The 10,848-nt window shown below is 46.8% G+C and carries 12 protein-coding genes; 6 read left to right on the top strand and 6 right to left on the bottom strand.

Annotated features, from left to right (window positions below; translation table 11 throughout):
• Together PG722_RS13110 and PG722_RS13115 are read left to right on the top strand one after the other, a co-directional pair.
• Positions 1-660: IS3 family transposase (locus tag PG722_RS13110; protein ID WP_270580797.1), on the top strand; the 660-nt coding region annotated here is incomplete at its 5' end.
• Positions 661-779: 119 nt separating this feature from the next.
• On the top strand, positions 780-1,370 hold the full coding sequence (locus PG722_RS13115) for a hypothetical protein (RefSeq protein ID WP_186878705.1): 591 nt from the start codon (positions 780-782) through the stop codon (positions 1,368-1,370).
• 120 nt (positions 1,371-1,490) lie between these two features.
• Here PG722_RS13115 and PG722_RS13120 read toward each other — a convergent pair whose 3' ends face one another.
• The gene (locus tag PG722_RS13120; protein ID WP_270580798.1) at positions 1,491-1,679 is read right to left on the bottom strand and encodes a hypothetical protein; all 189 of its coding nucleotides are present in this window, start codon (positions 1,677-1,679) and stop codon (positions 1,491-1,493) included.
• A 405-nt stretch (positions 1,680-2,084) separates the two neighbouring features.
• Here PG722_RS13120 and PG722_RS13125 point away from each other — a divergent pair, with 405 nt between their 5' ends.
• The gene (locus PG722_RS13125) at positions 2,085-2,669 is read left to right on the top strand and encodes a hypothetical protein (RefSeq protein WP_270580799.1); all 585 of its coding nucleotides are present in this window, start codon (positions 2,085-2,087) and stop codon (positions 2,667-2,669) included.
• A 98-nt stretch (positions 2,670-2,767) separates the two neighbouring features.
• Here PG722_RS13125 and PG722_RS13130 read toward each other — a convergent pair whose 3' ends face one another.
• A complete protein-coding gene (locus tag PG722_RS13130) occupies positions 2,768-3,664 on the bottom strand; it encodes a Fic family protein (protein WP_270580801.1) in 897 nt (298 codons plus the stop codon).
• 347 nt (positions 3,665-4,011) lie between these two features.
• Between PG722_RS13130 and PG722_RS13135 the strand changes: the two genes are divergently transcribed.
• A complete protein-coding gene (locus PG722_RS13135; protein WP_270580802.1) occupies positions 4,012-4,497 on the top strand; it encodes a GNAT family N-acetyltransferase in 486 nt (161 codons plus the stop codon).
• 277 nt (positions 4,498-4,774) lie between these two features.
• Here PG722_RS13135 and PG722_RS13140 read toward each other — a convergent pair whose 3' ends face one another.
• From PG722_RS13140 to PG722_RS13150, 3 genes are read right to left on the bottom strand one after another with little or no spacing between them, the layout of a single operon-like run.
• The gene (locus tag PG722_RS13140) at positions 4,775-5,158 is read right to left on the bottom strand and encodes a hypothetical protein (protein WP_270580803.1); all 384 of its coding nucleotides are present in this window, start codon (positions 5,156-5,158) and stop codon (positions 4,775-4,777) included.
• Between the two features lie 34 nt (positions 5,159-5,192).
• The gene (locus tag PG722_RS13145) at positions 5,193-6,290 is read right to left on the bottom strand and encodes a tyrosine-type recombinase/integrase (protein WP_270580804.1); all 1,098 of its coding nucleotides are present in this window, start codon (positions 6,288-6,290) and stop codon (positions 5,193-5,195) included.
• A complete protein-coding gene (locus tag PG722_RS13150) occupies positions 6,281-6,505 on the bottom strand; it encodes a hypothetical protein (RefSeq protein ID WP_270580805.1) in 225 nt (74 codons plus the stop codon). The genes PG722_RS13145 and PG722_RS13150 overlap by 10 nt, the downstream gene beginning before the upstream one ends.
• Positions 6,506-6,868: 363 nt before the next feature.
• On the opposite strand from PG722_RS13150, the gene PG722_RS13155 reads away from it, so the two are divergent.
• Entirely contained in the window at positions 6,869-7,063 is a 195-nt protein-coding gene (locus tag PG722_RS13155) for a hypothetical protein (RefSeq protein WP_270580806.1), read from the top strand.
• A 619-nt stretch (positions 7,064-7,682) separates the two neighbouring features.
• Positions 7,683-10,541, top strand: a complete 2,859-nt coding sequence (locus PG722_RS13160; RefSeq protein WP_270580807.1) for an S-layer homology domain-containing protein — start codon at positions 7,683-7,685, stop codon at positions 10,539-10,541.
• A 91-nt stretch (positions 10,542-10,632) separates the two neighbouring features.
• Here PG722_RS13160 and PG722_RS13165 read toward each other — a convergent pair.
• Positions 10,633-10,848: hypothetical protein (locus tag PG722_RS13165; protein WP_270580808.1), on the bottom strand; the 216-nt coding region annotated here is incomplete at its 5' end.

The raw sequence follows: 10,848 nt of genomic DNA on the forward strand, positions 1-10,848 counted from the left end.
ACGGCAGAACTTCGCAAGCGTAAATTCTCTGTGAACCACAAGACTGTCCAGCGGCTCATGAAGAAGCTGGGCTTAGTTTGTCGTGTCAGGATGAAAAAATATCGTTCCTACAAGGGAAAAGTAGGCAAAATTGCACCAAATTTGTTAAATCGGGATTTTCATGCCAAAAAGCCGAATCAGAAATGGGTCACGGATGTGACGGAGTTTAGCCTGTTCGGAGAAAAGCTCTATCTGTCCCCGATTCTCGATTTGCACAGCAACGATCTGGTCAGCTATACCATATCGGATCGTCCTGTGCTCAGCATGGTGACGACCATGCTGAACGAGGCATTTGCAAAAATTCCGGACGGAACAAACCTCATTCTCCATTCTGATCAGGGCTGGCAGTACCAACATAAACAGTATCAACGGATGCTCCGAGAGAAAGGCATCCGGCAGAGCATGAGCCGCAAGGGAAACTGTCTGGACAATGCTGTGATAGAAAATTTCTTTGGGCTGCTCAAAAGTGAGCTACTGTATTTGCAGGAGTTCCGTTCCATGGAACACTTCAAACTGGAACTGATCGAATATCTAGATTACTACAACAACCGCAGAATCAAGGCAAAGCTAAAGGGCTTGCCGCCTGCAATTCACAGACAGCAAGCCCTTTCGGCTGCTTGAACAATTTTTACTTCAAAATATTGTCTAACTTTTTGGGGTCACTTCAAAATAGGATGACAAAATTCATACTTTGCTATATAATATCTTCATCTTCGTAAAGTTGCAAAGGAGTGTAAAGTATGTCAGTTTCTGTTGGGCAACGGGTCCAATCGATGATAGACCACATGTCAAAAGGTGAGATTGAATTGGCACTTTCTGATATTTGTATCGCAATAGATATAACATCTCAAAAGTATTACAACGAACCAAATTCTTCTGCCTCTTGTTACAAACGTTTTCTTAAAGAAAACATATGGATGATTGTTGTAACCGGAATGGGATCACTAATCACAGAAGCTGTTAAGCTTCCCTTTACGCATAAGGATATTAAATCTGATTACGAAGGGTATTGCACTTTGGAGCAGATTATTTATCATGTTATGCGTTGCGGTTTAATACACGGAACTGGTGAAGAAAGTAAAATTGTTTGGAACACTAATGTTCCGCTTGCTATCGATAAAGATCAAAATCTAAACATTTCTCCAAGCTTTATTTGGGGATTAGCCTTATGCGTTATTACATGCCCAGTTAATCTCCATGAACGGGTTGGGGACTATTGCTGGATATCTATGGCCACATTTAAGTATTTGATTAATGATCTGTGGGGAAAACGGGATAGCGTAAAAAATATGATCAAAAGTCAGTATGATGTAACAATCAAGGAATGCTAGGAAAAATAAAAGGACGAAACCTGCTATCAACCTGTAGTGCATAATCTAAATGCAGAATAAATACCTCTTGCCGACTGCCAGCAAACCGTTGATATATCTGTGTTTTCTGAAATCCTATAATTACACTCCGACCACAAAGTCATACTCCGTTGGGGTTGCTTTAGAAGGAGCAATATTATAGCGTTTGAAAACCTTTCTCAAATAAGCAAAATGGTCCTTATCTTCTTGGGTCAGCGGAGCAACCCAGCCGGTTTCATCTGCATGCCTCTCCACCTGACGGAGATATTCAAGTCGCTTCTGATCCATCATTAGGCACCTTTTTATTATAAAAAACTAGGACGCCGTCGCAACGCCGCCCCGTACAAAAACTATAAATCGTTTTTTGATGCTGCAACTATTATATATACTCTCAGTCTGAAAATCAACCCTCATTCTCCAACTTTTTAGAAGATGTGGTATGATTGATTCTTATAAAATCTGACGGATTAGACTTTTCAAATTTGACTGAATGATATTCTGAAATTTGACCGATTGAAATTGTAAAATCCGACTAAATGGCCTGCAATAGCAGCAAGATGCATAAACCGCCCATACAGCGGCGCCTGCACAGACTTTCAGCGACATCTTGCCGGAGAAATAGCGGCACCTCGCCGGAACGCAGCGACAACCTTTTGAATTCACGATATAATGACTTAACACATGTGCAATCAGCATGTGACAAATCATAGCTCAGATCACACAGTGCGTGTCATCCTGAAAGAAACAACTAAACACAATATCCACTGGCCCCTTGACGAGGACATTACCAACGCCGAGCTGGAGCGAATTCTTTTTCCGGACAAATACCAGAAAATCAGCACTTACGTGGGACCCGATTATCCGTACATCCACCGCGAACTGGCCAATCCCGGCGTTACGCTGACGCTTTTATGGGAAGAATACTGCCGTAAGTGCTACGAAAGCAGCCGCACGCCGTACATGAGTACACAGCTTGGCGATAAATACCGCAGATGGGCTCGCATTACCAAAGTAACCATGCGCATTCAGCATAAGCCGGGAGATACAATCCAGGTGGACTGGGCCGGAGATACTGTCCCGGTATATGACTTGGCTACTGGCGCACAGAGTGCGGCCTATCTGCTTGTAGCGGTGCTCCCGTGCAGCTGCGATGCCTATGCAAAAGCCTGCGACGACATGAAAACAGAGAACTGGCTGAACTGTCATGCTCATGCTTTCAATTATTTCGGCGGCGTGAGCAAAGCTGCTCATCTGGTACAATGGGATAAGAACAACTTTTAGGAGAGATTTGTACAAGCTGTTTCCTAAAATATGAGCCATATTATGTAAGATAGCCGGTACAGCAGAAGCCGTTCTCAAATGAGGACGGCTTCTCTGGTTCACTTTTCGTAGGGGATACGGAAATAGTCAAGATAGGCTTTATACTTATCCTGTGCGGTTAAGCAGGTATCCGTAAGATATCCCTTTTCGTTATACCATTCCTTGAGACCGCGATAATAAAACAGCTTGAGGTTTTCTTCTATGATAAACGGAACGATGTTGTATTTGAGACATTCCTTGAACATGATAAGCCGTCCAACGCGGCCGTTGCCGTCTTGAAATGGGTGGATACGCTCAAAGCGCACGTGAAAATCCAGAATATCGTCCAGTGTCTTTTTAGGAACGGCATTATAGTCAGATAGCAGAGCTTTCATTCTATCGGCAACTTCTTCTGGAAGTGAGGTCTGCATACCGCCGACCTCATTGGGCAAGCGCTTATACTCGCCAACGGCGAACCAGTCCTTACGGGAATCGCTGGTGCCGGTTTTCAGAATATGGTGCAGTTTTTTGATGAAATGCTCGCTTAGCGTGCTTGCTGCATGATCGATGATTAGATCAATGCAACGGAAGTGATTCGAGGTTTCAATCACATCGTCCACATTCAGCACCTCGTTTTCTACACCGATGGTGTTGGTTTCAAAAATATAACGTGTCTGGTCGTGCGTCAGGCGGTTGCCCTCAATGTGGTTAGAGTTGTAGGTCAGGTCGATTTGGGTTTTGTGATAGATGCCTCCGGCATACTTGGTTCGTTTTTCTTCCTGCAGAATGGAAAGCAATGTTTTGACAGGCGTTTTTTTGCCGTTACTGCGAGCAGGCTTTCCCATATTCTCGGGAATGTGCCATGTTTTTCCGATCAGCACAGCACCCGGAATACGTTCCTGTGCACAGTAATTTCGCACACTTCGTTCGGAAATATTCCACTTTTTCGCTGTTTCTGCAACAGAAAGATAGTTCATATGCTCACCTCCGAGCGAGATAGCTGTATTTATAGTATACCATATTATCGGCAAGAAATATACAGAAGTACGGAATGAATCAGATTGTTTTTTGCCGATGCATAAGTCAAAAGCCGTTCTCGAATGAGTACGGCTTTTTCATTACCCGAAAAAGGAGAAGATGTCGCTCTATTGCGTGAAAGTGTCGCTGAAACTCCGTGCAGATGCCGCTCTCACTCCGATTTATGTACAAGATATTGCGTATTTAGCATAGTGATTTTTCTTGTTTCGCGCTCAAAAGCGTGGTATGCTGAGAGAAAAGTAACATACAGCGGATATTCTCCCTATCCGTTGAGAAGGAATACCGAATGAAGATCACCTATGCAGAAGAAAAAGACATTGCTGCCATCGCCGCGGCAGAAGCCACCTGCTTTCCGCCGGCAGAAGCGGCAACCGAGCAGGAATTTGTCGAGCGGATCAAGTATTACGGCAATCACTTCTGGCTGCTGTACGACGCCGACAAGCTGATCGCGTTTGTCGATGGGTTTGTCACGGACGAGCCGGATTTGACCGATACAATGTACGAAAACGCCTGTATGCACAACGAAAACGGTGCATGGCAGATGATTTTCGGCGTCAATACCCTGCCGGAGTACCGCAAACGCGGCTATGCCGGTGAGCTGATTCGTCGTGCCATCGCCGATGCCAGACAGCAGGGCCGCAAGGGACTTGTGCTGACCTGCAAGGACAGACTCCTTGCGTACTACGCGAAATTCGGCTTTGTCGATGAAGGCGTGTCCGAGAAATCCACGCACGGAAATGTCCGGTGGCATCAGATGCGGCTAACGTTTTGAGAAGTTAAAGGCACGAAACCGCTGCTTTTTGACGGCAATCACATAACATAATATCTACTATTCCGCAAGGCGTACGCTTCTTACCCCAAGAAGCAATCCCCAAAGCAAAAGGTTTATGGTCCTTTGCTTTGGGGATTGTTCTGTCCCCCCGCTTATGCGGGGATAATTTGCCGATTTTCAAATCTAAGCGCTTACATCAAATTGGGGTGACCCCCGCAAATGCGGGGAAGAATTGTAAGACACTTTGCGTGTCTTCCATTCCTTTTTCGAGAGTTACTCATATTTTTAAGTAATACCCAAATCGGCGTCTATCAAGCGTTTTGACGGCGATATCGGCACATTCCTCAGCTGACAATTCTGTCAGCTCTGCAATTTCTTGAAAGGACAAACCGTCATAACGAGCCTGCAAAATAACATATTCAAGCTCAACCCATTCAAGAGCTTCCTTCCAAGGCACGCCAGGTTTATAGGGCTCCTTAGGCACCTTTGGACGACAGTTGTAGCACATACCATCCCGTGCAGGAGTACGTCTTTTCCCACAGATAATGCAAATCTGTGCAGAATTAACCCTTTTCTTGTCCCGGCACCATTCACACAATCGATCCTCAGAATTTGTGAGGTGTTCCTTACAGTCTTTACATACATATTTATAGTCTCTCATATTGATTCTCCTCATATATTTCCGCAGCATTTACTCATCCACATTCTGCGATGTGCTTGCGGCGACGGTGCACACGCTTTGCGGCTTCAGGTACTTTCTCTTCCACACTTTTCGGTGCAAACAGGCGCGTATTCTGCCATCCGTGCGTAACTGCTCCGACCGGTGTGACTCCCGCCATGGCACGCCGCATAGACGCATCGCGGGGATGGACGTAATAATGCGTAGTCGTTGTAGCATCTGCATGACCAAGTATGCCCGAAACCGTTGCAACATCGATACCCTGCTCGATCGCACGGGTAGCAAACGTGTGCCGAATGTCGTGAAAACGAACGTGCGGCAGACCAAGACCGTCCAGTACATCGCCCCAGTAACTGCTCAGATGATCCGGATCCATGACACCACCGACTGTATTATAAATGATGAAATCATCAGTATTCGGCGTGCGCTTAAAAAGAGATTCGAACCGCTGATACTGTACGGTAAGCAAACCCTGCAGTACTTCCGGCAGATACAGATCTCGCTCAGAAGCATCACTTTTCGCAGAGCTGAAGATAAGTTCCGTCCGCTTGCCATACTCTGCCTCAGGATCAACCATCACCCGGCGTACGGTCTGTGTAATATGCAGCGTGCCGCTCATCGCGTCGTAATTACCCCAACGTGCAGCACAAACTTCACCCAGACGCATACCGCTGTACAGTGCTAAGATAATACCTGCATTATTAAGCGACAGATCAGAAAACAGCCACTTTTCGAGCACTTTTTGATCGCTGTCACTCATAATATTGTGCTTCTTCGAGCGGCAATGCGTATATACGGTCGCAGCAACCGGATTTGCGGGCATCATACCGTCCGCAACAGCACGCTTACAGCAAACATCCAGCACAACGCGCATATTTTTGATGCTTTTTGCGCTCAGCGCGCCGCCGGTCCGCAGATTGCCCTGCAGGGATTCCTCGTTGAGAAAGTGCTGTACCACGGCGGTAGTCAGACTTTCCAAGGGCATGTCACCCAATTTCGGCAGGATATGCTTGTACATGTTGTCATAGTAGTGTTCATAGCCGCTCGGCTTGGCTACCGGCTTAACGTAAACCTCCAGCCACTGCTGCGACCATTCCCGCAAAGTTACACCCATGACCTCGCCTCCTTGCTCGGGAAAATAAAATCTCCCATGCGCGGTGCGTGATGATGTTGATCGATGTACTGCGTGTACTGCGTCTGTACCTGCTTGCTCTGACTGTTTGTCAAGTTGACCTGTCTGCCATTCGGAAGAGTCAGCCGCTGGCACTCGAACTCGTAATCTTTCCAGTGCAACATTTGCATATCTGCGAAGGAATACTTCTTCATCATAATTTCGCCTCTTTCTATATGTGATTTTGAGCGAAAATAAAACCGTGCAGGCAATATAGAGCCTACACGGTGTCAAAATCATACAGCAGAAAGAAGTATAAATATAGCACTAACAAAGGTCTTGTGCAACCCTTAAAAAAAGGGTATACTAATACTGCGGTGCGGAGTTTTCCGTTGTGTAGGTGGTTGGTTCACCTGCGCAGGTACTTGGAAGTTGGCGCTTCCAAGTACTGCCGTTTTTTATTTTCTGATAAGATTATATCATATAGGACGCTCCCATACAATATATATTATTCACAAATATAGGAGCATCCCATATTGCAATTTTGCTATATTTTATCATGTAATCAAGGAGGTATCAACGTGGCAATTACTGAAGCTCAAAAACGCGCAACTGCAAAATGGAGGAAAGAAAAGACAGACGAAGTCCGCTTTCGTGTCCCCAAGGGCGAGCGTATTGTGATTCAAGCACACGCGAAAGCGCAAGGTGAAACCACCACGGCTTTCATCAAGCGCGCCATCCGAGAGGCTATGGAGCGGGATAATGCTGCAAAGTAAATAAATCTCTTAAAAATCAAAACACTTTCTCTTAAAAATTCTTTATGACGTATGATTCGTCTCTCAAAGAATTAGTGAGGGGCCCGAAACCTGCACTTTTCAGCAGTGCACCTTCTACGTCCCTGCCGTTACACATACCGTAGACATATTAAATCATATAGATATTTCAAAATCTCAATGGCATTTGTTCAATAATTATGTTATCCTGTATACACTTAAATTTTTTAAGGCTGTGGCTCCCCTGCTTTTAAGTTGCATTAGAGAGATGGGAGCGCTCAGATTTCCTTACCCACGAAGGACCTGTACGTTTAGATACAGGTCCTTTATCATACCATAAAATATCTAATGCTCCGGTGCTTTACTTTTACCTACATATTTATATATGCTGTTGGCGAACACTAAATTTGTCAAAAAATTTTTTTATTTTCGTATTTGCTTATACCAATTTACTTTTTATGTTTTATTTTGGAATACATTTCTTTCTTCTATTTTCCTATATAAAGTTATAAATACACTATATTTTCGATTTTTCATTACCCTTTTCTCATATATTAGTTTTTTCATATGCCATCTCAAAAAGGTTCTTGCACTGGTACTGGCGTTTGCTTGCGCATTCACCATGTTTGCTGGTGCAGCGTTCACGGATTCGGCTGACATTAAGGTTAAGTCCGAAGTTGTGGACACTCTGGTTGAGCTGGGCGTAATTCAGGGCTATGATGATGGCTCTTTCCGTCCCAACGAGACCGTAACCCGTGCGCAGATGGCGAAGATGATCTACGTTCTGCGTACCGGCAACTCTGACGCTTCGGCGTACAACGACGATTACACCACCTTTACCGACATCAGCACCCACTGGGGCCGCGGTTACATCAAGTACTGCCAGTCCCTGGGCATCATCGCTGGTAAGTCCGCTACCAAGTTTGTACCGGACGCTAAGGTAACCACTCAGGAAGCTGCTAAGATGCTGCTCGTAACCCTGGGTTACGACGCTAAGAAGGCTGGCCTGGTAGGTACCGGCTGGGCTTCCAAGACCAACGCTCTGGCTGACGAGAACGGCCTGCTGGACGATGTTAACACCTCGTTCACCGCAGCTTGCCCGCGTCAGTACGCTGCACAGCTGATCTACAACACCATCGATGCTCCGACTGTTGTATGGCGTGACGATGCTTACCATCACACCAACGTACTGGACAAGGACAACCAGACCGTAGGCGAGAAGTACATGTCCCTCAAGAAGACCACTTCTACCCTGACCAAGGTTTCCAAGAACAGCGGTAAGGACACTTACACCATCACTCTGGACAGCGACAAGGACGTTATCGACTGGGATAACACTACCGAGGACAAGGATTCCGGTAAGGTTCTGACCAAGTTCACCGACGTGAAGAAGGATTACTCCGATCTGCTGTACAAGACTGTTACCGTTCTGCACAAGGATGGTAAGACCGTATTCGGTGTTTACGCAACTGACGACAACACCCAGCAGAACGGCGTTCTGGCTGACCTGAAGATGGACAGCAACAAGAAGGTTAAGCTGGACGGCACCAAGTATGATCTGGCTGACAACACCACCGTTTATGTAAACGGCGATGTTCTGTACAAGACTTCCGATGGCTTCACCACCAATGATTCCAATGCAAGCAAGGATTCTGATGGTAAGGCTATTAAGGCTACCATCAAGCAGTTTGTAGATGTATACGGCGATGGCGCTGACTCTACCAAGTATCAGGGCAACTACTGGCAGGGCACTGAAGTATCTCTGCTGGCTACCGACGGCACTTCCAACTACTCCATCCTGAAGGTTAAGACCTTTGCAGTAGGCAAGGTTACTGCTGTAGGCTCTGACTACATTAACGTAACCTACAAGAAGGGCGACAGCTCTATCCTGTCCAAGACCAAGCTCGAGGATGACGATTGGGATTGGTACGACGGCGTTAAGAAGGACGACTACGTTGTAGTTTCCGCTGCTGGCAACTACGGTTCCGGCAACGGCCTGGTTGAGAAGGCTAACGTTGTTACCGGCAAGGTAACCGGCACCAAGTCTACCGACGGCGTTTCTGTTGGCGGCAACTGGTACACCATGGCTGGCAAGAAGGCTAACGGCAACCCGGCTGTAGAGCGTCCGAACACTGGTTCTAACGTTGATATGGTTGTTGTAAACGGTTATGTTTACTACACCGACACCACTGCAGGCAATGTTGATGACATGGCTCTGCTGGTTGAGGCTGCTGCTAAGGGCGGCACCGGCTCCAAGTGGGAAGCTCGCCTGATTCTGGCTGACGGCTCTGACAAGACCGTTGACATTGAGAAGTACTGGGATGACAAGGACTACAAGAAGTTCCCGATCACCGCTTTCTCTGAGGGTACTGCTGTTAACCCGAACATGACTTATGTACCGGGCTCTTTCGATGATGCTGATCATTCTGCAGCTCCGATGCTCGTTTCCTACGAAGTATCTGACGGTGTTTACACTCTGAGCCGTGTTGGCGTTAACGAGATTACCGAGAATGATACCGCTACTGATAAGAAGGGCGATTACGCTACCAATGGTTACGATGCATATGTAACTGTTTCCGGCGGCAAGACCGATGGCAGCATGAAGAATGGTACCGTTAAGGTTACTGTTGCTAAGGATGATAACGCTACTGAGAGCGAAGAGGTTTCTAACGTAACCCGTCTGTACTACGAATCCACCGGCGTTGTATTCGTTAAGTACAAGGGCGATAACGGTAAGGATGCTGACTACAAGGTAGTTTCCGGTAAGACTGCTTCCGGCTATGATAAGGACCTGACCAGCGCTATCGCTGTTGCTAACAAGTCTGGCAACTCCTACTACGCTCAGGTTGCATTTATCGACATCGGCTCCGATTCCACCGGCGGTAGCGATGACAACTACGCAGTAATCACCGATGATGTTGTTAAGGACACCACCGACGGCACCAAGTACGTTGTTTCCGCTTGGAACGGCTCCGAGAACATCACCATCAAGACTGATGACAGCGCTGTTCGCAACCTGTCCGGCGGCGCTCTGATCACTTACTCTGGCGATCTGAACGATGCTGACGTTACTGTTAAGACTGATGCTAAGAACTACTACGTTGCTAACTACGACGCAGCAAGCGGTGACATTTCTCTGATGGAAGGCAAGGACGAGAAGAACAACGAGTTCTTCAAGGCTGTAACCAATGCAGATCATCCGGATCGCGTTGGCAAGGTTGACAGCAAGGACACCGTAGTTCTGTACGTTAACTCCGATGACAGCGAAGGCGTAACTGAGGGTAACATCGACCTGGCTTATGTATTCGATAGCGACTTCTGCACCGCTACCAAGACGACTACTACCCAGGGCGCTTACACCAAGTATACCATCTCTGGTCTGTCTGAGGACAACGCTCCGAACGTAAAGGCTTACTTCGACGATAACGATCAGATCACTGTTCTGGTTGTTGATGTAAACCGTAACATTACCCAGTGGTAATTTGTTCGGAAAACCGAATAACTTGTTTGGCTCCCGCTGAATGAGTAAAGAAACCCCCGAGGAAAATTTCCTCGGGGGTTTTCCCTATTTTTCACGCAAAAACGGCAAACGAATACTTATACCCGCTCAAATTGAGGGCGCAGTTGCGGCTATTGAGCAGCTGAAAGCCGTCGGCGGTGACGCCGAGGCCGACGCTATCGCCGTACATCAGCGGCACGTCCTCGGACGCCAAACCGCCGTAAATCGCGCTGCTGTAGCCGGTGTAGCAGCCCTCGCGGAACACGAGCACGGCCTTGGGATGATACCC

This window comes from Butyricicoccus sp. OF27-2pH9A (assembly GCF_027693185.1).
GTDB classification, from domain to species: Bacteria; Bacillota; Clostridia; order Oscillospirales; family Butyricicoccaceae; genus Agathobaculum; species Agathobaculum butyriciproducens.